The organism is Rheinheimera aquimaris, assembly GCF_020531985.1.
GTDB classification, from domain to species: domain Bacteria; phylum Pseudomonadota; class Gammaproteobacteria; order Enterobacterales; family Alteromonadaceae; genus Alishewanella; species Alishewanella aquimaris.
In genome coordinates, this window is the sequence record NZ_JAJAVQ010000001.1 from 192,585 (window position 1) to 217,702 (window position 25,118).

Consider the following 25,118-nt stretch of genomic DNA (forward strand, 5'->3'; position numbering starts at 1 on the left):
AAAAATATAACAAAAGCAGAGTGAAGGGCCGGGCGACGCCCTTCATCAACCGGAGCAACACCATGTCTGAAAAACAACCCAGTTTTCTTGATGCGTCTATTCCACTCATCGTACTGGTCATTTTACTCTCAGCGTCAGTCTATCTGTTTGGCGATAATTCATCATACGGTCCTAACCAAATTGCATTGTTTATGGCAACAGCTGTTGCTGTGGTGATTGGTTTGAAAAACGGCTATCGCTGGGCCGTTATCGAAAAAGCCATGGTTAAAGGTATTTCGTTGTCGCTGGGGGCTGTGCTTATTTTATTATCTGTCGGTGCATTAATTGGTACCTGGATGTTATCCGGCACAGTGCCAACGTTGATTTATTATGGTTTACAGCTGTTAAACCCGAGTTGGTTTTTTGCAGCCAGCTGCCTTTTATGTGGCATTGTAGCGATGAGTATTGGCAGCTCCTGGACAACAGCCGCGACTATAGGTGTTGCATTGATAGGTGTTGCACAGGGCCTGGGATTGTCGCCGGCAATTACAGCAGGCGCTATAGTGTCGGGGGCCTATTTTGGGGATAAAATTTCACCGTTAAGTGAAACCACTAATTTAGCGCCAGCAGTGGCCGGGTCTGATTTATTTGATCATATTCGACATATGCTGTGGACGACAGTGCCAAGTTTTGCAATAGCACTGATTTTATTCACTGTTATTGGCTTTAGCACTGATGTTACTGCCGATTTTGAAAGAATAAATGAAATAAGTAATGTGCTACAGCAGAACTTTTCCATTAATTTCACCGCGCTGATCCCGTTATTTGTACTGTTAACCATGGCGGTTAAGAAAGTACCCGCATTCCCGACTGTCTTTATCGGTGCGCTGCTAGGTGCAGTATGGGCTGTGTTGTTTCAGCAGGATTTGATGGCAAAACTGGTTGAGCAGGATATTAACTACGCACTGGCAAGTTTAAAGCTGATTTGGCATATCTTTCATGCTGGTTTTACGATTGATACCGGCAACGCCAGTTTGAATGATCTGTTAAGCGGCGGTGGCATGGCCAGTATGCTTAATACTATCTGGCTGGTATTTTGTGCGATGATGTTTGGTGCGACTATCGAAAAGATTGGCTTGCTGCGTAAATTTGTTCAGTCCATTCTGTTTTTTGCAAAAAGCACAGGCTCACTTATCACCAGTACCATTGCGACCTGCTTTGTTACCAACGTACTGACGGCCGATCAGTACATGTCGATAGTCATGCCCGGCCGTATGTTTAAAGAAGAATATGAACGTCGTAATCTGGCACCGGTTAATCTGTCCAGAACACTGGAAGACGGAGGAACGATTACCAGCCCGCTGATCCCATGGAATACTTGTGGGGCTTATATGCACAGCGTGTTACAAGTCAGCCCGCTTGACTATGCGGTTTACGCTTTTTTTAACCTTATTAACCCTGTGTTGGCGATTATTTACGCTTACTGCGGAATTAAAATATTACGGCTTACCCCTCCGGACTCTGTCGCGAAGGATTTGGCAGCAAAAGCCTGACAAAAAAGCCTGAATTATTCAGGCTTTTTTGTCAGTATACTTCGAAGAACAAAAGACTATTTAGCAGGACACTGACATGGCAACAGATCAGCAAAACCGGCAGGCAAAGTCGCGTCACGATTACCAACCGCCCGCATTCCTTATTCCTACTATCGACCTGCATTTCGAACTGGACAGCGCTGCAACTATTGTCAGCTCTGTCATGCAGCTTCGTCGTCAAACTGCGGGGGCAGCACTAAAACTTGATGGGCAGCATCTTAAGCTGCTTCAGGTGCTGATTGATAATAAACAACTTTCCGACGCACAATATGACTTAAGCGGTGAAAGTCTGACAATACCTGACGTTCCTGATGCATTTGAGTTGAAGATCGTAACGCAGATTGCACCAGTGGAAAACACCGCTCTTGAAGGCCTGTACATGGCGGGAAATAGCTATTGTACCCAGTGTGAAGCGGAGGGATTTCGTCGCATAAGCTATTTCCTGGATAGACCCGATGTGCTGAGCGAATACCGGGTAACAATTAAAGCAGCTGCCGCCAGCTATCCTTACTTATTGTCCAATGGTAATAAAATTGCCGAGCATATAACGGCAGATGGCAGCCGGATAGTGCAGTGGCACGATCCCTTTCCGAAACCTTGCTATTTGTTTGCGCTGGTTGCCGGGGATTATGATTTGCTTGAAGACAACTTCATCACGGCTTCAGGTCGAGAAGTTGCATTACAGCTGTTTGTCGATAAAGGTCAGGCGCACAGGGGCGATTTCGCGTTACAGGCATTAAAGCGTGCTATGCGTTGGGACGAGCAGCGTTTTAATCTGGAATACGACCTGGATATCTATATGGTCGTAGCAACAGATTTTTTTAACATGGGGGCGATGGAAAACAAAGGCCTGAATGTTTTTAACAGTAAATATGTACTGGCAGAAACGGCAACGGCAACTGACCGGGACTATTTTAATATCGAATCCATTATCGGCCATGAGTATTTTCATAACTGGACCGGTAACCGCGTAACGTGCCAAGACTGGTTTCAGCTAAGTCTGAAAGAAGGGTTAACGGTTTTTCGTGATCAGGAGTTCAGTGCGGATATGGGCTCGGCTACGCTATGCCGTATAGATGCTGTGAAACTGATCCGTACTGCGCAGTTTGCTGAAGATGCCAGCCCAATGGCGCATCCAATCCGGCCAGAATCAGTGCTTGAGATGAATAACTTCTACACCGTAACCGTTTACGATAAAGGCGCTGAAGTGATTCGTATGCTACAGACAATACTGGGTAAAGAAGGTTTTGCTCAGGGTATGGCGTTGTATTTAAAACGGCACGATGGACAGGCGGCGACTTGCGACGACTTTATACGGGCAATGCAGGATGCAAATCGTTATGATTTAAGCCAGTTTGCACTGTGGTACAGCCAGTCAGGTACAACGCAACTGACTGCTAGCCAGCAATATGATGCTGCTACACAAGTACTGACATTAACACTTGGGCAATCTACCGCAGCAACGGCTGACCAGAGTGTTAAAAAAGCCTTACTGATACCAGTACGGATCGAACTGCTACTGTCTGGCAATGAAAAACAATCTCATCTTTTGCTGCTGACTGAATATGATCAAGTTTTTAGTTTCAATAATATCAGCAACGAACCTGTTGTAGTCTGGCTGGAGCATTTTTCTGCGCCGGTAAAGCTGCAGCAGCAAAGCTCTGACGATGCACTTTTACACATCGCTGCCTTTGCAACCGATGGTGTCGCCCGTTGGGACGCAATCCAGCAGTTTTGGAGCCGAAAAGTGGCGGAAGTGATAGCAGGGAAAAATGCGCAGCATGTTTTACCGCCAAAACTGTTTCAAATGATGCAAAGCTGGTTGCGCGACCCAGGAGATGACAAGGCTTTGATTGCAGAACTGCTATCACTGCCTGATTTTGAGACTTTGGCGGAGCAATATGAGCAGATCCCAGTCGACGGCATTTTATCGGCGTTGGAGCAGTTCAGGCAAATTATCGCCGACAGGTTGCAAAGCGACTTTGTCAGCTGCTATCAGCAAGTGCCAGTATCAGCTTATCAGTATGACGAGGCGTCTGTCGGTAATCGCCGCTTAAGGGCATTGTGCCTTGGTTACATTGCCTTTCAACACAACAGCCAGCAATTGCTGCAAGCTCACTATCATCAGGCCGACAATATGTCAGACACTATTGCTGCTCTGATGGCGAGTCAGCAGGCGCAGACTGATACCTTCAAAGCGTTGCTTGCTGATTTTAGCCAGCGCTGGAATAGTGATGTATTGGTGATGGACAAAGCCTTTGGCTTGGCGGCTACGCAGCCTTCTGAGCAGGTCTTTACCAGCATCGAAGAGATGCAGAGTCACCCTCTGTTCAGCTGGAAAAACCCAAATCGGGTAAGAGCGTTATTTTCAGCTTTTAGTATGAGAAACCCCAGGCAGTTCCACAGCGCAGATGGCAAAGGTTATCAGTTATTGCAGTACGCTGTGGCTAAAATGGATGCAATTAATCCTCAGGTTGCGGCCCGGCTGATAACGCCTTTACTGAGCTGGCGAAGATATGACGAAAGTAGACAGCAGGCAATGCGCAATGTGCTGCAGGTTTTGGCCGACAGTTCATCGTTGAGTAATGATGTGTTTGAAAAAGTGAGTCGAAGTCTTAGCTAATGCGCCGCTATTTTTTTAATGCCATGCTTAGCGCGGAACAATGCTATGGTTATTATCGCGGCGACATTAAGAACGTCGTCGTTACTACCGATAGCGGGGAGCGTGTTCAACTGATGTTCAAGCACTTCCAGCGCTTTATCGGCAGTGATGGCATCCGTGGACGGTTTAGGCTCATCGTAAGTGAACAGGGTGCTTTTGTAAGCCTGGATAAAATTAATTAGAGCTTATACTTTAAACGCTGAATTAAAACAATGACTTGCTTAAAATGAACGTTTGGCCTTTAATTTCATAAGTTTAGCGTTTTCTTCGCTAATGATAGATGAAGAGGTTAAACCAGATGGGCAGTAATTAGTTTAAAAGTTGAGCGCAATTTGTAAAAAGTGAATACAAATCAACAGATTTCAAGCCTTGCAGCCCTTGCTTGCAGCTTGAAATGATGTAATTATTTTGGCTAAGTAGGCTGAGATCGGATCAGTTGGCTTAGTAATATAACTAAAAGAACATTTAAGAATCCTGCAGGGACAGGGGGGAGAAAACAAGATGAATAAAAGGTCAATAACCTTTGCTAAAAAGCCTTTAGCAGTGGGTGTTGCGTCAGCGCTGTTTGCCTTGTCATTGGCTCCGGCTCAGGCCGCATCCTGGGATCTGGGTGATGTAAATATCACTTTTGACTCAACATTTTCGTACGGCGCCAGCTGGCGTATGGAAGACCGCGACTGGGATACCATCAGTAAAGTCAATCATCCACGGTTTGACTGGACCGGCTATAACGCCGCGACTAATAATATCTATCTTCCATCCCAGATTTGGCAGCAACCGGGGGCTTACTCCAGCAACGGTGATGCAGGTAACTTAAACTATGATCGCGGTGATATGTTCAGTAGCCTGGCAAAAGGCCTGCATGAACTGTCCATAACCAAAGACAATATTGGTCTGTTCACCCGCTTTATGTATTTCTACGACTTCGCATTGATGGATAAAGACGGCGCTTATACCAATCCGGTATCAGGTCAGCGCGTTGATCCATGTGCCGATGACGATGCCCGCGACCTTGCTTGTCGTGACATTCGTCTGCTGGATGCCTATGTATACGGCAATTTTAGCTTTAACGACGGCATGAACCCGGTGTCAGTTAAAGTGGGTCAGCAAGTGCTGAGTTGGGGTGAAAGTACATTCATACCCCATGGTATTAATTCTACTCCAATCGATGTGGGGGTATTACGCTCTCCCGGCGCCGATTTGAAAGAGGCCTATATCCCCGTCGGCATGGCGGTGTTGAATATCGGTTTAACCGAAAATCTGTCAACTGAAATGTTTTATCAGTACGAATGGGTAAATAGCTATTTACCGGTACCTGGCAGCTATTTTTCAACCAACGACTTTGCCGGTGAAGGCGGATATTTGCAGAACGTACAGCTCGGTTTTGCAGGTAACCCGGACATAGATCTGGCGCACCTGCTTCAGAGTCTGAACACACTGGGCGCTGCGGTAGCCGGTGGCGCTATTACTCCGGCTCAGGCAGGACAGGCCTACCTTGCCTATCCGACGAAAGTAACTTTGCGTCCTTATGGCAGTGCCGGCGAAATCGAACCGGATGATGGTGGCCAATATGGTATTAAGTTTGACTACTTTGCATCGAACTTAAATGATACTGAATTCTCACTGTATTATATGAACTACCACAGCCGGGTACCGGTAATTTCTGGTATCGCATCTGATTTTTCGCAGGTAGGCGCAGATATCGGTCGCCTGGTAAATATGGCAGCAACCGGTGGTGTCACAAAAGACAATATTACCCAGCTGGCTGCGTTTTCTAAGGCGCTTGTTGAGTATCCTGAAGACATCAAGTTGTATGGTTTCAGTTTCAACACCACGCTCGGTGAAACGTCTGTCGCTGGTGAAATAGCGTACCGTCAGGATGAACCGTTACAAATTGATGACGTAGAGATATTGTATGCAGGTATGCCTGAACAGCTAGCGAATGCTGGCTTGCGCCCAGATTTAGCCGGTATTTCACAAATTGGTCGTGATCCGCGCTATGGCGAAAAAGTGCAGCCTGGGCAAAAAGCTAACGGTTTTATTTTAAGCGATACCCTGCAGGCACAGATGACATTTACCCATCTGTTTGGCCCAACGCTGGGCGCCGACAATTTTACTATGCTGGCCGAAGTTGGCGGTATCCGCATTCAGGATATGCCGGATCAAAGCGTGCTTAGGTTAAATGGACCCAATACCGATCGCAGCGGTGCGCCGCTGGTGAATGGCAACGGCGTTGAAATTCCAGGGTTACATACTGGTTTGTCAAACGGCGCGGAAACGAATCCGTTCCCAACAGCATCAGCCTGGGGTTATCGTTTACTGGCAAAAGCAGACTATAACAACGTTTTTGCTGGCGTTAACCTGTCTCAGCGCATGGTATTTGCACATGATGTCAACGGTATTACGCCTGATCCGCTGTTTATGTTTGTCGAAGACCGTAAATCTCTGGCCTATGCTGTTAGCTTTGATTATCTGAGCAAGTGGTCAGGAGAAGTGTCTTACAACGTATTCTGGGGCGGCCAGGGCACAACCAATAACGTTGCCGACCGTGACTTTATCTCTTTTAACATCAAGTACTCTATTTAAGGGACGAGCACTTATTATGAAAAAACTCACCCTAATTTCTTCAGCAATTGCATTAGTATTAAGCTGCTCTGTAGCTGCAAAAATCTCTCCGGAGCAAGCCGCACGGCTTGGCAACGACTTAACGCCGCTAGGCGGTGAGAAAGCCGCGAATGCAGACGGTTCTATTCCTGCGTGGAATGGAGGCATCACGTCAGCACCTGCGGGGTACACGCCAGGCATGCATCATCCGGATCCGTTTAAAGACGATAAGATACTGATGACGATTGATAAATCTAATGTCGATCAGTATAAAAACTTGCTAAGCCCGGGCCAGATCAAGTTGTTTGAGATTTATCCTGATACTTACAAGATGAATATCTATCAATCACGGCGTACCGCATCATTTCCACAGTATGTCTATGACGCAACTAAGCAAATAGCTACCAAGGCTGAGCTGATTGAAGGTGGCAATGGTATTGTGAATGCGGCTATCGGTATTCCGTTTCCTATTCCGCAAAATGGCCTTGAGGCAGTTTGGAACCATTTGTTGCGCTACCGGGGTGTAGCAGCAAGCCGTAACGGTGGCCAGGCTGCACCTACTGCAACGGGCGCTTTTACAATTATCGGCTTTGATGAGCAAATAATGTTTAAGTACTCTGAGCCGAATGCAACGCCAGAAGCGTTAACAGAAGAAAATATCCTGTTCCGCTTTAAACAAGGTGTAACTTCTCCGGCGCGTCTGGCTGGTACTGCACTGTTAGTACACGAGACCATGGATCAGGTTAAAACACCACGTCAGGCCTGGACATACAATACTGGCCAGCGCCGCGTTCGCCGTGCACCAAACGTAGCATATGATGCACCAGGTACAGCATCAGATGGCTTACGTACTACCGATGATTTTGACATGTTCAACGGCTCACCGGATCGTTATAACTGGACGCTGGTCGGCAAACAAGAGCTGTACATCCCTTATAACAGCTATAAGTTACACAGTAATGAAGTTAAGTATGCGGATTTACTGATGGCCGGTCACGTTAACCCTGATTATGTGCGCTGGGAAAAACACCGTGTCTGGGTTGTCGAAGCGAAACTAAAAGAGAATACACGTCATGTATATGGTAAACGTGTATTTTATATCGATGAAGACAGCTGGCAGATCCATGTTGCGGACTTATATGACAACCGTGATGAGTTGTATCGTGTAGCAGTAGCGCATGGCCTGAACTACTACGAAGTGCCTACTCACTGGAGTACGTTGGAAGTTTACCACGACCTTAACTCTCGTCGTTACATTGCGATTGGTTTGGATAACGAGGACAAAATGTACGATTTCTCAGTTAACCTGACTGACGCTGATTTTACGCCGGCAGCATTGCGTCGTGAAGGAACGCGGTAACCTGATAGTGGTATGACGACGGTTGGCCTGGTGCCAACCGTTTTTATTTTTGAATTTATTTAGAGTGAAAACTCAAAGTATGGCTAAAAAGATAATCTGTCTGGCAGCAGCGTGTGCGGCCTTATGTTCAGTAATGACGGCAACAGCGCAGTCTAATGATATGCAACCGCAAGCTGCTGATATTGCTGTATTAGCGCAGCATTCTTTGTTGACCGATATCGTTAATATTAACGGCCAGCAAATTGTTGCTGTAGGTGAGCGCGGGCATATTTTGTTAAGTCAGGACGGACAGAACTGGTTGCAGTCACCTGTTCCTGTGCAGGCTAACCTGAACGGCGTCTATTTTATTGATAAGCAACATGGCTGGGCAGTGGGGCATGATGCCAGTATCCTGGCTACACAAGATGGCGGTGCCAGCTGGCAGCTGCAGCATTATGCACCTGAGACAGATAAACCACTGTTTGACGTTTATTTTGCCGACAGTAATAGCGGCATCGCAGTAGGTGCGTATGGCTTGTTTTATCGGACTGAAGACGGCGGTGAGACCTGGCAAAAAGAGTTTCATCCCGAAGTGCTGTCAGAAGATGATCAGGCCTATCTTGAAGAGATGAAAGAAACTGATCCAGACATGTATGAAGTTGAGCAAGGTGCTATTTTGCCGCATTTTAACCGCCTGTTTGCAGATGGTAACGTACTGTATATGGTGGGGGAAGCTGGTTTTGCTGCCAAAAGCATTGATAACGGCACTAGTTGGATCAGACTGGAGCCATTTTACAATGGCTCCTTGTTTGATATCACCAGAACACCGCAAATGGCATTACTAGCCGTTGGCTTACGCGGGCATGCGTTTTTAAGTCATGATCAGGGACAGAGCTGGCAACAGATTACGCTAAATGAAACTGCGACGTTGAATAGCGCGTTTTCTGACGACAACGGTCGCTTATATCTGGTCGGTAACGCCGGCACTTTACTGGTCAGCAATGATGATGGTGTTTCTTTTACTAATGTGTCTCTTGCCGACGGCAAAGCTATTGTCAACGGTCTGTTATGGCGCGATGAGCTGCTGCTGGTTACAGAAACAGGCATTAAAAGCATCAAGCAGAGTGAATTAAAATAACATGAGTGTAAATCGACTGGTTAATAAATTTGAATACGCATTGTTTCGCCATCGGGCAATGGTTATCGGCGCCTTTGTGCTGGCAACGTTGTTTTTACTGTTTAAAGCGACAACGATAAAACTTGATGCAGCGTTCACTAAAAATATCCCGCTAAAGCACGAGTATATGCAGACGTATTTACGTCATGCTCAGGATTTTGGCGGCGCGAATAATATTTTGATTTCGTTATGTGACGAAAGCGGTGATATTTTTAATGCGGGTTTCTTTGACACCTTACGCAAAGCACATGACGAATTGCTTTATACCTCTGGTGTCGATCGGGTTCAGGTTAAATCTTTATTTAGCCCAAGCACCCGCTTTGTTGAGGTCGTTGAAGACGGCTTTGCCGGTGGCCCGGTTATTCCGGCTGATTTCATCGCCAATGAAGCAGGGTTGGCTAAGGTAAAAGAAAACACTGAGAAAGCCGGCATCGTTGGACGTATGGTTGCTGATGATTACAGCTGCGCCATGATTTCAGCGCAGTTACTGGAGGTTGACCCAGACACTGGCGAAAAGTTAGATACGATAGGCCTTGCCGGTACGCTTGAGCAGAATATCCGCGCGAAATACCAGTCTGATAACATCAGCGTACATATTATTGGCTTTGCCAAAATGGTAGGTGATGTAGCCGAAGGGGCGAAAGGCGTATTAGTGTTTTTTGCTATCGCTATCGCCGTAACATCAATCATGGTGTTTTTCTTCTGCCGCTCACTGATGCTTACGGTATTGCCTATTGCCTGCTCATTGATTGCTGTTGTCTGGCAGATGGGCTTGCTGTCACTGATGGGGTTTGGCATTGACCCAATGTCTATTCTGGTGCCATTTTTAGTATTTGCCATTGGCGTAAGCCATGGCGTGCAAATGATCAACTCTACCGGCAAACGTGTTGCTGCCGGCATGGATGCAAAAACCGCTGCCCAGGCCAGTTTCCGTAAGTTATTGGTGCCAGGTGGTGTAGCGCTACTGTCTGATACGGTAGGCTTCTTAACGTTACTGATTATTGAGATTGGCGTTATCCGCGAGTTGGCTATCACGGCCAGTTTGGGTGTCGCCGTTATCATTCTGACTAACCTGATTTTACTGCCGGTACTGATGTCGTTTGTCCGTTTTAGTCAACGCTATAAAGCCCATGCAGCCGCGCCGTCTCCGACGAGTGACAAAATTTGGTTTGCGTTATCTGCTTTTGCCACCCGCAAGTATGCCGCCGTAATTTTGCTGATTACTGCCGCATTATTTGCTTTTGGTTTTATGCAGAGTCAGCAATTGAAAATAGGGGATTTACATGCCGGTGCGCCTGCGCTGCATGAAGACTCGCGTTATAACCAGGATACTTTTCTGATCACGGACCGCTATGCTATTTCTGTCGATTACCTCAATGTAATGGTTGAAACCATACCCAGCGCCTGTACAGAACACAGCATTATGGCCAAGATAGACCGGTTTCAGTGGTTGATGGAAAACGTCGAAGGCGTGCAGTCTACAGTATCGCTGGCATCAGTATCAAAATCGATCAATGCCGCCTTTAATGAGGGTAATGTGAAATGGCGGGTACTGCCGCGTAATACCCAAAGCCTGGTACAGGCGTCATCAAGGGTAGAAACCAGCACCGGTTTGCTAAATGCAGATTGCTCTGTCATGCCGGTGATTCTGTTTTTGCAGGACCATAAAGCTGAAACGATGGAGCGAGTGGTTGCTGCTGCTAAGCAATACGGTAAGGAAATCGGTGATGAGCAAACCCGGTTTATGCTGGCATCCGGCCCCGCAGGTGTCATGGCCGCGACAAACGAAGCGGTGTCAGAAGCCCAGCAGCCAATGATGTGGTACGTATATGGTGCAGTTATTGTGCTGTGTCTGTTAAGTTTCCGCTCAGTACGGGCAACGGTGTCAGTGATAGTGCCACTGTATGTCGTATCTGTACTGGCTACAGCGTTAATGACAGCACTGCAGATTGGCCTGACGGTATCAACCTTACCGGTTATAGCCCTTGGTGTCGGTATAGGGGTGGATTATGGTATTTATATCCTATCGAATATGACACAAATGTTGCGAGATGGTGCACCGTTGCGTCAGGCTTATTACGAGGCACTTAAAGAGAGGGGCAGTGCAGTGCTCTTCACCGGTATCACACTGGCAATAGGTGTCAGTACCTGGGTATTCTCAGCTCTGAAATTCCAGGTAGATATGGGGATACTGTTAACCTTTATGTTTATCGTCAATATGCTTGGTGCAATAGTTGTTTTGCCCGCGCTTGCAGCATTTTTATGGCGAAAAAATTAGTTTCGTTTACTGCATGAATAAACACGAAAATGGCCGAAAGGCCATTTTCTATTTACAGCGAGTGAATAACTTCTCAGATACCTTAAAAATCACTGGTTTAACCAGCATAAAAGCCCAAAATAGTGCTCGAAAAGCGCTACAATAGGCACTACACTGCGCACCTGACACGCTCTGGTTTGTTCGGTAGCGCCTGCTGTGAAAGCAGTGACTGCAAAAAGGATACAAAAATGGCACTGATAGACGGTCAACCCTCTGTATTACTACAAAATGTTAATAAACTAATCCAACAGCGAGTAAAAGATCAGGTGAAACTGGTTGAAAAGTTCGCGAATACCCTTTACGGCAATATGTCTAATGAAGATTTGGTTGGCCGTAACGACAGTGATTTATACGGTGCAGCCCTTAGCTTATGGCAAACGTTTAACAGCCATGCTGAGCCTGCAGCAAAGATCCGGGTTTTTAACCCCGAAATAGCCAAGCACGGTTGGGAATCTAAACACACTATTGTTGAAATGGTGGTGCAGGATATGCCATTCCTGGTTGACTCGGTGCGCATGGCCCTGAGCCGGCAAAGCATTACAGCACATTTGCTGCTGCATTACCCACTGCAGACCGAACGTGACAAAGATCAACAGATCACAGACTTCTTTAAGCTGGGCAGCAAAGCCAATGCCAGCACGCAACAGACCGTATTTCACATTGAAATCGATCGCGTTACAGACAAGGCCGCTATTCAGACACTGACAGACGAGCTGCACTCGGTAATGGAAGATGTTTCTCTGGCCGTGCAAGATTGGCTGCCGGCAAAAGAGAAACTGCAGGAAGTCATTAAAGCGCTGCCAAAACAAAGTGGCAAAGCCAGTGCAGAAGAAGTAAAGCAGGCCAGCGAATTTTTAAACTGGCTGGCAAAAGACAACTTCACACTGCTTGGTTACCGCGAATACACCATCACCCCGGTTAAGGGTGATTATAAAATCAGTGGCATTGATAAAAGCTCGCTGGGTTTGATGCGCCGCTCAGCATCACGTGATCTGATGTTGTCGGAATTGCCTGAAAGTGGCCGCAAACAAGCAGTCAACAATGCGCTTTTGATACTGACCAAGACCAACAATAAGTCACGCGTACACCGCCCGGCGTATATTGATTACATCGGCGTGAAGAAATTTGATAAAGACGGCAAAGTCATCGGCGAAGATCGTTTTATCGGTTTGTACTCTTCGTCACTTTATAACAACAGCGCCGGCGATATTCCGCTGTTGAAAAGCAAACTGGCTAAAGTCATGCAAATGTCGGAGTTTGCAACAGGCACTCATGCCTACAAAGCGCTGCTGAATATTCTGGAAACTTACCCGCGTGATGAGCTAATCCAAGCCACAGCAGATGAACTGTTGCATGTTGCGATGGGCGTACTGCAAATGCAGGAGCGTGATATGACGCGCCTGTTTATGCGCAAAGACAGCTTTGGCCGTTTCGTCAGTGCTATGGTGTATGTACCGCGCGAGCGCTATAACACCCAACTGCGTAAAGAGACTCAGGCCATACTGCAGCGTGCTCTTGGTAGCAATGAACCGGTAGAGTTTACCACTTATTTTTCTGAATCTGTGCTGGCACGTACTCATTATCTGGTGCGGATCAGCGATAGCCATGTCGAGTATAAAGTGAAAGATATCGAACGTAATCTGGTAGAAGCGGCCCGTACATGGGAAGATAAATTAGAAAGCGCCTTAATTGGGGTATACGGCGAAGCACGTGGTCGTGAGCTAATCAGCAAATACGTCAACGCGTTTCCACGTAGCTACAAAGAAGAAATGTTACCAAATGATGCGCTGGTAGATATCGGCAAGCTGGAATCACTGAATGATGATCATAAGCTGGAAATGCTGTTCTACCGGCCGCAGGAAGAAAAAGCCGACAGCAAAGCCGTAAGGTTAAATCTGTTCCATAAAGATCATCCTATCCATTTGTCTGATGTGCTGCCAATGCTGGAAAACTTTGGCCTGCGTGTTATCGGTGAAACACCTTATGCAGTGAAATGTGCCGATGGCTCTGTCAGCTGGGTGCTTAACTTCGCAATGGAGCTAAACTGTGCATTGCCAGCAGATTTTGAAGCTGCTCAGCAATCATTCCAGGAGTCTTTTGCCAAGGTATGGAATGGCGAGCTGGAAGATGATGGTTTTAACCGGTTAATCCTTGGTGCCGGGTTGAGCGGCCGCGAGGCTTCTTTGCTGCGTGCTCTAGCGAAATACAAGCGTCAGATTGGCGGCACGTTCAGCCAGTCTTATGTGGAAAACACCTTTGCCCGCTATGCTGAGCTTGCCAACCTGCTGGTGCAGCTGTTTAACAGCAAGTTTGACCCTAAATCCAAAGCGACACCCAAAGCGATTGAGAAACTGGAAGAGCAGATTGTTTCATCGCTGGAAAATGTTGCCAACCTGGATGATGACCGCATAGTACGTCGCTTTGTCGATATGATTAATGCCACACTGCGTACAAACTACTTCCAGAAAAGTGCGCAGGGCACCGATAAGCCTTATATCTCGTTTAAGATTAAGTCGGATTTGATTCCGGACATGCCACTGCCGACACCGATGTTTGAGATTTTTGTCTACTCACCGCGGGTAGAAGGTGTGCATTTGCGTTTTGGTAAAGTTGCCCGCGGCGGTTTACGCTGGTCAGATCGCCGGGAAGATTTCCGTACCGAAGTACTGGGTCTGGTAAAAGCACAAACCGTTAAAAATACCGTAATAGTACCTACCGGTTCTAAAGGTGGTTTTGTTTGTAAGAAACTGCCGGAAACAGGTGGCCGTGAAGCATTCCTGAACGAAGGTAAAGATTGTTACCGCACCTTTATCCGCGGTTTGCTGGATGTGACCGACAATATCGTGCAGGGCGCGATAGTACCGCCGAAAGACGTAGTGCGTCATGATGAGGATGATCCGTATCTGGTGGTAGCGGCTGACAAAGGCACCGCGACCTTCTCTGATATTTCGAATGGTATTTCTGAAGAATATGGTTTCTGGCTCGGTGATGCGTTTGCTTCAGGCGGTTCAAACGGCTATGACCACAAGAAGATGGGCATTACTGCGCGTGGCGGTTGGGAATCGGTAAAACGTCACTTCCGTGAAATAGGCATCGATTGTCAAACCACCGACTTTACCTGTGTAGGCATAGGTGACATGGCAGGTGATGTGTTTGGTAACGGCATGTTGCTATCAAAACATATCCGCCTGCAGGTTGCATTTAACCATATGCATATCTTTGTAGACCCTAACCCTGATTCAGCCAGGAGCTGGGAAGAGCGCAACCGGATGTTTAATCTGCCTACATCCACCTGGGATGACTATGATAAGTCGCTTATTTCTGAAGGCGGCGGTATCTTCTTACGTAGTGCCAAAGCCATTAAGTTATCGCCACAGATGAAGGAAATGCTGGGCACAACTAAGGCCAGCATGACACCGAACGAGCTGATCCGTGAAGCCTTGATGATGCCGGTTGACCTTATCTGGAATGGTGGTATCGGTACTTACGTTAAAGCAACCAGCGAAAGCCACGCAGAAGTTGGCGATCGTGGTTCAGAGCCGCTGCGGGTGAATGGTAAGGACCTGAAAGCGAAAATCATTGGCGAAGGTGGCAACCTGGGTGCTACGCAACGTGGACGTATTGAATACGCGATGAACGGCGGCCGGGTTAATACTGACTTCGTTGATAACGTGGGTGGGGTTACTTGCTCAGACAACGAAGTAAACATTAAGATCCTGCTCAATACATTGGTTGCCGGTGGTGATTTAACGCTGAAACAGCGTAATAAGTTGCTGCTTGATATGACTGAAGATGTGGCAGCAATTGTTATTAAAGACTGCTACCGTCAGACGCAGAGTATCAGTATTTCGTCTTTATTAGGCGCTGAGCAGCTAAAAGAATATACCCGTTTTATTCATACACTGGAAAAAGACGGCAAGTTAAACCGTGAGCTGGAGTTCCTGCCGTCAGATGACGAGCTGGCAGAGCGCATGGCCAAAGGGCAGGGTTTAACCCGTCCTGAGCTGTCTATCCTGACGGCTTACGGTAAGATGGTGTTGAAAGAGCGTCTGGTACTGCCAGAGATTTATGAAAACGCTTATTTCAAACGTCAGCTGTTTGCTAACTTCCCGCAAATGTTGCAGGACAAGTACGCTGCAGAGATGGAAAACCATCCGCTAAAAGCAGAAATTATCGCGACCAAACTAGCCAATATGCTGGTTAACGAGATGGGGCCTAATTTTGCACAGCGTATGCAGGAAGAGACCGGTGCCGGTGTCGGTGAAGTAACACTGTGTTATGCCATTGCACGTGACCTGTTTGATTTATCGCCAATGTGGCGCAAGCTGGAACAGCTGGATAACGTGATACCTGCTGCGCTGCAAAGCAAGCTGCTGCATCAGTTGCGCCGCACAATGCGCCGGGCAACCCGCTGGTTCCTGCGTCACCGTAACAAGGCGCTGGATATTCAGCAAACTATCGACTTCTTCAAACCAGCTTATCAGCAGTTAAACAAAGAACTGCCAGCTTATCTGGCGGCATCTGAAGCTGAACAGCTGTTACACAAGCAATCGGCACTGACAGAGCAGGGCGTACCTCAGGATATCGCCCAGTATCTGGCACAATTAAGTACAGTGTTCTCTGTGATGGATATTGCACAGGTGGCCGATGCTGAGAAAATTTCACTTTCAATGGTCGCTGAGATCTACTTCAAACTGGGTGACAAGCTTGATTTGCACTGGTTCCTGGAACAGATCACCAATCAGCCGGTATCAAATCACTGGCAGGCATTGGCCAGAGCGTCCTACCGTGAAGAGTTGGACTGGCAGCAACGTGCATTATCTGCTGTTGTAGTGCGCAGTTGCGGTAAGGTCTGCGAAGCAGATGAGGTTATCAGCAGCTGGATTAATGAACATGATGCGTTGCTTGAGCGCTGGCGCTTAATGCTGGCAGAGTTCAAAACGACCAAGAGTCATGAGTTTGCCAAGTTCTCGGTAGCATTGCGTGAATTAATGTTGTTAAGTCACCACTGCGACCCTGTAAAATAATAGGCTAAATGGCTACAATACCCCGGCTGGTCCGGGGTATTTTTTTGTTTTTAAAAGGCAATTTATGTTTTATCCAATCGCGCAAAAAGTTATGTTCGCCTGTGATGCCGAATGGTCTCACAACTTTGCTCTTGGCAGCCTGAAACGGCTGGCTCATACGCCTGCGGCAGCTTTGTGGCGCCAGCAACTGCCAATGAAGCCTGTTACTGTTGCTGGGATCCGGTTTGACAATCCACTGGGTCTGGCTGCGGGTTTAGATAAGAATGCCGAGTGTATTGATGCTTTTGGCCAGATGGGCTTCGGTTTTATTGAAGTGGGTACCGTTACCCCAAGAGCACAGCAGGGCAATGACAAACCCCGTTTGTTTCGTTTGCCGCAAGCTAATGCCATTATTAACCGCATGGGTTTTAACAACAAAGGTGTTGATTATCTGGTCGAAAATGTCAAAAAGGCCAGTTACAAAGGTGTGCTTGGTATTAATATCGGTAAGAATAAAGATACACCAAACGAGCAGGGTAAAGATGACTATATCCACTGTATGCGTAAAGTCTATGCGCATGCCAGTTATATAACGGTGAATATATCCTCACCAAACACTCCCGGTTTGCGTGATCTGCAATTTGGTGATGCGTTGTATGATCTGTTGCAAAGTGTGAAAAATGAGCAGCTGGATTTGCAGGCCCGGCATGACAAGTATGTGCCGGTGTTTGTAAAAATTGCGCCGGATATGGATCTGGTGGCTGTAAATCAGGTTGCAGAAACACTGCTAAACAGCAAGATGGACGGTGTAATAGCGACCAACACGACATTAGACAGGAGCCTGGTACAGGGCCTGCAGTATGCAGACGAAGCAGGTGGTCTGAGTGGACAGCCCGTCAGACAAAAAAGTACTGAGGTATTGCGCCAACTAAGAGCCGCCGTAGGGACTAAGCTGCCAATAATTGGTGTTGGCGGAATAGATGACGCTGAATCAGCGCAGGAAAAACTGGCGGCAGGTGCAAATCTGTTACAAGTTTACACCGGTTTTATTTACCGTGGGCCAGAGCTGATAAAACAGATCGTTACCAGCTTATAAGGATCAGTAGCTGATCTTGGTATGTTATAACCAAAAGGTCTTTAACATATTGATCAGCATAGTGTATTTCTGTAACTGCATAATTGTTAGTCTACCGGTTTTTAATAGGGAATCTTATGCTTAGGCCGTCAGAGCGCTGGTTTTGGACATACTGCAATAAAAAAGACCGCTTGTTGCTGGATATCAGCGATGAGGCGCAGTTTTGTTCACCTTTTACTCAGTCGCAGCTGATCCAACAGCCGCAAAAGCAGCCGTTGTCGATGGCAGAAGCACAGGCGTTCTGGCAAATAGACGAGAGTTTGCAGCAACTTGATTTGCCGGCGGCAGTCCGCCTGGAGTTATGTCTTACCGCACTATGTGCGCCTTTTGTCCAGCAACAGGCGCACAAAAGTTGGTACTTTCAACAGGGCCAGCAGTATGAGCCTGCTCAGTTTGACGTTGTGACGATGCGCGGCCTGAGCAGCCAATATGCGCTGGTACTGTCTACCGACAGAGAATGTGCAAACTGTCTGTTATTAGGCGAAATCACGACGCTGGCCGGTAAAGTACTGCCAAGGTTGCAGATTATCCGTGTGCTGGCAAATCGTATTAGCTCACTGAAAACTACGGTGTCTTACCGGCAGATTGCCTGAATTTACTAATCTGTTATTTCCCTGCTGTGTTTAACCGACTAAACTAGCGGCATTTGATATTGCCGTGAATCTAATCTATGCCTGCTGTTGTTTCTTCTGCTGAACTTGATGCTTTTTTTAACTTGCTTAACTCTGCTGTTAGCGGCCAACAGTTACTTAAACTGGTATTGAGTAAATATCGCGGCAGTGAACCCTTGAAGCAGATTCAGGTGCGCCCGGTGCAGTTAAAACAGCAATGGCTGCTTAGTTTTACCTATAAATATCAGACAAATGATGTAACACGTAACCTTGATGCCGCAGATGCGCTAACAGAAATCCACAGTTTACTGGGTAATAGCTTTAGCGCTGCAAACTTATTTACAGTAGATGCGGAAGCACAACTTGCCATCAGTAAAAAAGGGAAAGTGTTGTATCAGGTAAAGCAACTGCAGCTCTCCGCCACAGCGCAGGCTGCCACTCATAACCGTGAAAAGCATCGCTACCTGTCGCTGCAAAGGCCTTTTTTGCAGGAGCTTGGCGTGACTGATGCGCAGCAGCAGTTGATACCGTCGATGTCGCGTAAATGGAAGCAGATAAACAAGTTTATTGAAATTTTTTCTAATGCCGTGCAGGAATCTGGCTTGAAACAACGGCAGCAGCTGCATGTAGCGGATTTTGGTTCAGGTAAAGCCTATCTGACGTTCGCCATGCATGACTACCTGACCAATACTTTGGGGCTACAAGCAAAAGTTACCGGCGTTGAGCTACGACAAAACCTGGTGGATTTATGTAATAACACAGCTGAAAAACTGTCGTTAGCGGGCATACATTTTGAACAAGGTGACGTAAAGCACTTTAAAGCCCGGGGTATCAATGTCATGATAGCACTGCATGCTTGCGACATCGCGACCGATTATGCGATTCATATGGGTATAGCAACAGGTGCAGAAATCATCATGTGTTCGCCTTGTTGCCATAAACAATTACGCCCACAAATGAAGCTGCCAGCGGTGCTGGCACCAATGTTAACCCATGGCATCCATCTGGGGCAGGAAGCTGAGATGGTAACCGACAGTGTTCGGGCATTGCTGCTGGAAGCTTTTGGCTATAACACAAAAGTATTCGAGTTTGTTTCGCTCGAGCACACCAGCAAAAACAAGATGATTTTAGCAATAAAAAATAAACAAAAAATTAACAAGGAAAAATATTTATCCCAAGTGTCTGAAATAAAACAATTTTATGGTATAAATCAGCATTATCTTGAACGCTTGCTGAATATCACGGATGAAATTAAGTAACGCGTTAATCACAAAAACTTCACCTGTACAAAATTGACTTAGCGCGTCAGCCGCCTGTAGTCTGATCCGAAAGCTTAATGTTGTTAAGCATTAATCAGTAAATCGTTTCTTTACTGTCAGGATAAGGATGCAGAGGCTATGAAAACAGTACCAGCACATAGTGATACCCGCCGCAGCAAGATCACCAAGGCGGTCATTCCCGTTGCGGGCTTAGGCACGAGAATGTTGCCAGCAACAAAAGCCATTCCGAAAGAAATGTTACCGGTGCTGGATAAACCTTTGATCCAGCATGTAGTGCAGGAAGCTGTCGCGGCCGGGATGACGGAGATTGTACTGGTAACACACTCTTCAAAAAACAGTATTGAAAACCACTTTGATACCAGTTTTGAGCTGGAAGCTACGCTGGAAAAACGCGTTAAGCGCCAGCTGCTCGAGGAAGTTCGCAGCATCACCCCCAAGAATGTCACTCTGATTTCAGTGCGCCAACCGGTAGCGCTGGGGCTGGGAAATGCCATCATGTGTGCTTACCCGGTGGTTGGTCACAATCCTTTTGCAATTTTGCTGCCGGATGTTCTGGTCGACCAGCATCAGTGCGACCCTGCTAAAGACAATTTGGCGGCAATGATGACGCGCTACAGTGAAACCGGGGCCAGTCAGATTATGGTCGAGCCGGTACCCGGTAATATGGTTAATCAGTACGGTATTGTTGACTTGAATGATGCAAGCCTAAATGCCGGCACCAGCGCAACGATAACTGACATGATTGAGAAACCTGCCGTCAATGAAGCGCCAAGTAATTTTGCGATTACAGGTCGTTATGTGCTGTCAGAACATATCTGGGACTTGCTTGCTCATATACCGCCCGGCGCCGGCGATGAAATACAGCTTACCGACGCGATATATCAGCTGTGTTTACGCGAGAAGACAGAGGCATATCATATCATTGGTAAGAGCCATGACTGCGGCACCAAGCTGGGGCTGATACAGGCGAATATCGAGTACGCATTGCAGCATGAAAAATATGCTCAGCCCTTGCGTGCCACCATCGAGCGCATTTTCGCAGATCTGAATAAAGATAAGCGACACCTGCAGCTGTTAAAAACAGTGTAAGAGGGATACAAGTTATGCAAAACAGCATACCGCATATCCATAAAAGTCAGCCTGTGGCAGGCGTATCTTTTTGCTTGCTGTCACAGGAACAAATTGTGCAAAGTGTCATGTCACTGGCACCGGAAGATGAAGCTTTAAGACTGGTGGTGACGACCAATGTTGATCATATGGTCACAATGCGCAGACAGCCAGAATTCAAACATGCCTGTGAAAATGCCTGGCTGGTTACCGCAGACGGCTTTCCGGTTGTGAGTTTGCTTAAAATGTTACACATTGCTACGCCGGGGCGTATAACGGGTGCCGATTTATTTCCGGCCATCCTTGGTAGCTTAAGCCCGGTGTGGCATTCACCGTTTTTTGTCTGTGCCAGCGAAGCCACGGCGGATTACTTGCGTTGCTGGTTAGCCGGTAGAGGTTACACCAATCCGGAACAACGCGTTATCGTACCTGAGTTTGGTTTTGAAAAAGACGCACTGCGCAGCAACGAAATGCTAAAGCAGATCCGGGCTGTTGCTACTACCCATCTGTTTTTTGGTGTCGGAGCACCCAAATCCGAATTATGGATGCAAAAACACAGAGCGCAACTTGCCGGTATGTATGGCTTTGGCTTTGGTGCCGGGCTGGATTTTTTTGCTGGTACAGCCAAACGGGCCCCGCAGTGGGTGCAACATGTGAACATGGAATGGGCGTGGCGCTTGTTTTCTAACCCGCGGCGTTTAGCAAAACGCTATCTGGTTGATTCATGGAGTTTTCTGCGGATAGCACTGACAGAATACAGGTTGACTGCGAAGGAGAGTCGCTAATGTCTTCATCCTCTATGATGTTGCCTGATGCCATTATTGATTGTTCTCATTTAGGCCGTAAAACGACAGGTATCGAGCGCATTACAGAAGAGTTATTTTCTGATGAAGCGCTTGGTAACAGCCAGGTTGTCAGATTAAAGTCGCGTAGTATCAGCGGTATGCTATTACAGCAGTGGTTTGGCATTTTGTATGCGGCGCTTAAGTACCCAGATAGCTTAATCATCACTCCGGGTTTTCCACCTTCGGTGCTGGCAACGCTGATGTTAAATGACAGGCTTATCCCTTATATCCATGATGTTTTTCTATTGACCCGCCAGCATGAGCTTAATCGCAAGGCAAGGCTTTATATGCGGCCGTCTTTCGCTTTTGCGGTAAAAAGATTAAAGCGCTTTTTCGTCAACTCAGAAAAAACCAAGCAGGATTTACAGCAGTTTTGCCAGCCCGATGCGCAGATCATTATGTTACGGCCTCAGGTACGAAATGTATTTGAGTTGCAGCATGATGAACAGCGCTATGCAACAGTTGAACCATCCAGATTAAAGTTGGTAATGCTGGGTACCGTAGAGCCGCGTAAGAATTATGCGGCGGCTGTGGCTATTCTTAATGAACTACGGGCCAGGTCAGGTAGTGAGGTGGAACTGCATGTTGTAGGACGGCTAGGCTGGGGGCCGGATGCCAATTTACTGCAGAATACCCCGGGCGTGGTGTGCTATGGCTATCTCAGTGCGGATGAGATCAGAGCGTTAATAAGCAGTGCGACCTTTTATTTATCCACGTCGCATGACGAAGGTTTAGGCTTGCCGCTGTTAGAGCTGCAGTACAGTGGTATAGCTGTGGTTGCGGCTAAAATACCGGTATTTGCCGAAGTATTGGGTAATTCCGGATTGCTGATAGATACCGGCGACGCTGTAGGGGCAGCTGATCAAATTCTGGCATTTTGCCAGGACAGCGCCGCGATGCAGCAGCAAGCTGAACTTGCCAGGCTGAATATTCAGCGCTGGAATGCCCTGGCAATGGCAGATAAAGCCAATGCTGCGGCGCTGATCTCAGGGTAGGGTAAGCAGTGTTTTTCAATGGCATAAACAATTTTCGCGCGCTGGCTATTTTTCTGATCGTCTGTGGCCACTGCTTCTGGATCTCAAATTGGTACCCGGAGCAAACCTGGGAGAAAGTGTATTTGTACATGATACCCGGTGGCACCTTCTTCTTTGCTTTTATCAGTGGTTTTCTGTTCGCACACCTTAACGTCAATACGTTCCGTTATGCTGATTTTATCGGAAAAAAGTGGCGCAATATTGCCTCACCTTATCTTTTCCTATCGATTCCGGTGATATGTCTGGCGGTTGTTATTCAGTATCCGGGATACTTTGTCGATGAACGTTCTGGCCTGTATTATCAATATATTCAGCCATTTATACAGTATCTACTGACCGGGCGGGTACTGACGGGATACTGGTATATACCCTTTATAATGCTGGTGTTTGCAATATCGCCGTTATTGGTTCGGTTTTACCGCATGCAAAATCAGGTTTTGCAACTGGCTGTCGTTGGCGCTTTGCTGGTAATCGCGATGTTTGTGCATCGCTCAGAAGATAATCTGAATCCGCTGCAGAGTTTTGTCTATTTTCTGCCTGTGTTCATGTTTGGCATGGTATTTAATCGTCACTACGCATTGTTGAAGGATAACTATCGCGCTCTACCGTGGCTGTTGCTTATCTGTTCTCTGATGTTGTCAGTGTATCAAAGTGCCTGGTTGGGTATTGCACATAACGCGCACAAAGCATTTTTCGAGTATGCTGGTGCAGATCTGAAGTTAGTGGAAAAGGTGATGCAGGCAGTAGCAATTTTGCTACTGTTTGAACGCTACTGGCATAAGCGTTACCGGTTGATTGACCTTATCGCATCGGCCAGTTTTGCAATATTTTTTCTGCACCCGATTGTGATTGCCGTATTTAAGCGGGTGCTGCAGAACAATTTTGCCGGCTTTATGTACTGGCATGTTCTGACGTTTACGGTTTTCTTTACTACGTTGTTGCTGGCCTGGTGTGCGAAGCAGGTTCTGGGTTCGTACAGCAGACGGGTAATAGGCTGGTAAAGGGTATTTTAAAGGAGCTGTTATGTTTACACCTGTAATTATGGCCGGGGGTTCAGGTACCCGTTTATGGCCGCTGTCGCGTGGTAATTTTCCCAAGCAGTTTTTACCACTGACAGGGCGTCACACTATGTTGCAACAAACATTACTGCGCCTGAGCGGGCTGCAGCATAGTACGCCATTGCTGATCTGTAATGAAGACCATCGTTTTATCGCGGCGGAGCAGATCCGGCAGTTGGGTAATGGTAAAGCAGATATTCTGCTGGAGCCGGCAGGACGCAATACGGCGCCGGCAATCGCACTTGCCGCGCTGCGAGCCAAGCAACAGGGCCACGCTGAAGCTGTGCTGCTGGTGCTGGCGGCAGATCATGTAATAAACAATACACCTGCTTTCCAGCAGGCAGTTGAACAAGCCTTGCCTTTGGCACAGGGCGGACAACTGGTTACCTTTGGCATAGTGCCGTCAAGTGCAGAAACAGGCTATGGCTATATTAAACGTGGTGAAAAATCAGGTAACGCGTATCGGGTAGACAGTTTTATTGAAAAGCCGGATTTGAGCACTGCAGAGTTTTATCTGCAAAGCGGAGAATACTACTGGAACAGCGGTATGTTTATGTTTCGTGCTGATATTTACCTGCAGCAGTTACAGAAGTTCAGACCGGATATTTATGCCGCCTGTGAAGCCGCCATGACAGAACAAGTTGCTGATTTAGAGTTTGTCCGGGTAAACAAAACCGCTTTTGAAGCTTGCCCATCGGATTCTATCGATTATGCCGTGATGGAAAAAACTGAACATGCTGTTGCCGTGCCGCTCGATGCCGGCTGGAATGATGTCGGCGGCTTTGCAGCGCTTTGGCAGGTATCGGCAAAAGATACTGATGGCAATGTTTTGTGTGGCGACGTACTGGCGCTGGACAGTGAAAACAGTTACGTACGCAGCGATGACAAACTGGTGGCGGCTATCGGAGTGAAAGATTTGGTAGTGATCAGCACCAAAGATGCCGTACTGGTGGCGCACAAAGACCAGGCCCAGCAGGTTAAGCAAATTGTTAACCAATTAGCCCAGATGGGACGCAGCGAAGCGGTGTTTCACCGTGAGGTATACCGGCCATGGGGTAAATACGATTCAGTAGATTGTGCCGAGCGTTTTCAGGTTAAACGGATCACCGTAAAACCCGGCGCAAAATTGTCGGTACAAATGCACCATCACCGAGCAGAACATTGGATAGTGGTGTCTGGTACTGCCAGGGTCACTATTGATGGCAAAGAGCAGTATGTTACTGAAAACCAATCTGTTTACATACCAATCACCGCAGTGCATGCATTGGAGAACCCCGGCAAAGTGCCACTTGAGCTTATAGAAGTACAGTCAGGCGCTTATCTGGGAGAAGACGACATAGTGCGTTTTGAAGACCGATACGGGAGAGCCTGA

Annotated in this window: 16 protein-coding genes; all 16 read left to right on the forward strand. The window is 47.2% G+C overall.

Annotated elements, in window-relative coordinates; translation table 11 throughout:
• Positions 1-62: 62 nt before the first annotated feature.
• The 16 genes from nhaC (at position 63) to LHL18_RS00985 (ending at position 25,118) form a co-directional block, all read left to right on the forward strand.
• Positions 63-1,532 (forward strand): Na+/H+ antiporter NhaC, encoded by a 1,470-nt coding sequence (gene nhaC, locus LHL18_RS00910; protein ID WP_226765401.1) that lies wholly within the window; start codon positions 63-65, stop codon positions 1,530-1,532.
• 76 nt (positions 1,533-1,608) lie between these two features.
• Positions 1,609-4,194 (forward strand): aminopeptidase N, encoded by a 2,586-nt coding sequence (gene pepN, locus LHL18_RS00915; protein WP_226765402.1) that lies wholly within the window; start codon positions 1,609-1,611, stop codon positions 4,192-4,194.
• Entirely contained in the window at positions 4,194-4,415 is a 222-nt protein-coding gene (locus LHL18_RS00920; RefSeq protein WP_134054855.1) for a DUF2835 family protein, read from the forward strand. The genes pepN and LHL18_RS00920 overlap by 1 nt, the downstream gene beginning before the upstream one ends.
• A gap of 319 nt (positions 4,416-4,734) precedes the next feature.
• Positions 4,735-6,819 carry a DUF1302 domain-containing protein gene (locus LHL18_RS00925; RefSeq protein WP_134054852.1) on the forward strand — a complete coding sequence of 695 codons (2,085 nt, stop codon included), beginning with the start codon at positions 4,735-4,737 and terminating at the stop codon, positions 6,817-6,819.
• 16 nt (positions 6,820-6,835) lie between these two features.
• Positions 6,836-8,197: a DUF1329 domain-containing protein gene (locus LHL18_RS00930; RefSeq protein WP_134054850.1), complete on the forward strand. Its 1,362-nt coding sequence runs from the start codon at positions 6,836-6,838 to the stop codon at positions 8,195-8,197.
• A gap of 160 nt (positions 8,198-8,357) precedes the next feature.
• On the forward strand, positions 8,358-9,314 hold the full coding sequence (locus LHL18_RS00935; protein WP_226765403.1) for a WD40/YVTN/BNR-like repeat-containing protein: 957 nt from the start codon (positions 8,358-8,360) through the stop codon (positions 9,312-9,314).
• Between the two features lies 1 nt (position 9,315).
• Complete coding sequence (locus LHL18_RS00940; RefSeq protein ID WP_134054846.1) at positions 9,316-11,631, forward strand: efflux RND transporter permease subunit; 2,316 nt, start codon at positions 9,316-9,318, stop codon at positions 11,629-11,631.
• A gap of 227 nt (positions 11,632-11,858) precedes the next feature.
• Positions 11,859-16,697 (forward strand): NAD-glutamate dehydrogenase, encoded by a 4,839-nt coding sequence (locus LHL18_RS00945; RefSeq protein WP_134054844.1) that lies wholly within the window; start codon positions 11,859-11,861, stop codon positions 16,695-16,697.
• Positions 16,698-16,761: 64 nt separating this feature from the next.
• On the forward strand, positions 16,762-17,772 hold the full coding sequence (gene pyrD / locus LHL18_RS00950; RefSeq protein ID WP_226765404.1) for a quinone-dependent dihydroorotate dehydrogenase: 1,011 nt from the start codon (positions 16,762-16,764) through the stop codon (positions 17,770-17,772).
• A gap of 116 nt (positions 17,773-17,888) precedes the next feature.
• Complete coding sequence (locus LHL18_RS00955; RefSeq protein ID WP_226765405.1) at positions 17,889-18,404, forward strand: cell division protein ZapC domain-containing protein; 516 nt, start codon at positions 17,889-17,891, stop codon at positions 18,402-18,404.
• Between the two features lie 77 nt (positions 18,405-18,481).
• Positions 18,482-19,681: a class I SAM-dependent methyltransferase gene (locus tag LHL18_RS00960; protein ID WP_226765406.1), complete on the forward strand. Its 1,200-nt coding sequence runs from the start codon at positions 18,482-18,484 to the stop codon at positions 19,679-19,681.
• Between the two features lie 138 nt (positions 19,682-19,819).
• Complete coding sequence (gene galU, locus LHL18_RS00965; RefSeq protein ID WP_226765407.1) at positions 19,820-20,791, forward strand: UTP--glucose-1-phosphate uridylyltransferase GalU; 972 nt, start codon at positions 19,820-19,822, stop codon at positions 20,789-20,791.
• 14 nt (positions 20,792-20,805) lie between these two features.
• Entirely contained in the window at positions 20,806-21,594 is a 789-nt protein-coding gene (locus LHL18_RS00970) for a WecB/TagA/CpsF family glycosyltransferase (protein WP_226765408.1), read from the forward strand.
• Positions 21,594-22,649 carry a glycosyltransferase gene (locus LHL18_RS00975; RefSeq protein WP_226765409.1) on the forward strand — a complete coding sequence of 352 codons (1,056 nt, stop codon included), beginning with the start codon at positions 21,594-21,596 and terminating at the stop codon, positions 22,647-22,649. The genes LHL18_RS00970 and LHL18_RS00975 overlap by 1 nt, the downstream gene beginning before the upstream one ends.
• Positions 22,650-22,657: 8 nt before the next feature.
• Complete coding sequence (locus tag LHL18_RS00980) at positions 22,658-23,689, forward strand: acyltransferase family protein (protein WP_226765410.1); 1,032 nt, start codon at positions 22,658-22,660, stop codon at positions 23,687-23,689.
• 22 nt (positions 23,690-23,711) lie between these two features.
• Positions 23,712-25,118, forward strand: a complete 1,407-nt coding sequence (locus LHL18_RS00985; RefSeq protein ID WP_226765411.1) for a mannose-1-phosphate guanylyltransferase/mannose-6-phosphate isomerase — start codon at positions 23,712-23,714, stop codon at positions 25,116-25,118.

Excerpts from the sequence above, each read along its gene's own strand:
- LHL18_RS00930 (WP_134054850.1), top strand. The coding sequence starts at position 6,836 with ATGAAAAAACTCACCCTAATTTCTTCAGCAATTGCATTAGTATTAAGC.
- LHL18_RS00935 (WP_226765403.1), top strand. The coding sequence starts at position 8,358 with ATGCAACCGCAAGCTGCTGATATTGCTGTATTAGCGCAGCATTCTTTG.
- nhaC (WP_226765401.1), top strand. The coding sequence starts at position 63 with ATGTCTGAAAAACAACCCAGTTTTCTTGATGCGTCTATTCCACTCATC.
- LHL18_RS00960 (WP_226765406.1), top strand. The coding sequence starts at position 18,482 with ATGCCTGCTGTTGTTTCTTCTGCTGAACTTGATGCTTTTTTTAACTTG.
- LHL18_RS00940 (WP_134054846.1), top strand. The coding sequence starts at position 9,316 with ATGAGTGTAAATCGACTGGTTAATAAATTTGAATACGCATTGTTTCGC.
- pepN (WP_226765402.1), top strand. The coding sequence starts at position 1,609 with ATGGCAACAGATCAGCAAAACCGGCAGGCAAAGTCGCGTCACGATTAC.
- LHL18_RS00925 (WP_134054852.1), top strand. The coding sequence starts at position 4,735 with ATGAATAAAAGGTCAATAACCTTTGCTAAAAAGCCTTTAGCAGTGGGT.
- pyrD (WP_226765404.1), top strand. The coding sequence starts at position 16,762 with ATGTTTTATCCAATCGCGCAAAAAGTTATGTTCGCCTGTGATGCCGAA.
- LHL18_RS00975 (WP_226765409.1), top strand. The coding sequence starts at position 21,594 with ATGTCTTCATCCTCTATGATGTTGCCTGATGCCATTATTGATTGTTCT.
- LHL18_RS00970 (WP_226765408.1), top strand. The coding sequence starts at position 20,806 with ATGCAAAACAGCATACCGCATATCCATAAAAGTCAGCCTGTGGCAGGC.
- LHL18_RS00920 (WP_134054855.1), top strand. The coding sequence starts at position 4,194 with ATGCGCCGCTATTTTTTTAATGCCATGCTTAGCGCGGAACAATGCTAT.
- galU (WP_226765407.1), top strand. The coding sequence starts at position 19,820 with ATGAAAACAGTACCAGCACATAGTGATACCCGCCGCAGCAAGATCACC.
- LHL18_RS00955 (WP_226765405.1), top strand. The coding sequence starts at position 17,889 with ATGCTTAGGCCGTCAGAGCGCTGGTTTTGGACATACTGCAATAAAAAA.
- LHL18_RS00945 (WP_134054844.1), top strand. The coding sequence starts at position 11,859 with ATGGCACTGATAGACGGTCAACCCTCTGTATTACTACAAAATGTTAAT.
- LHL18_RS00985 (WP_226765411.1), top strand. The coding sequence starts at position 23,712 with ATGTTTACACCTGTAATTATGGCCGGGGGTTCAGGTACCCGTTTATGG.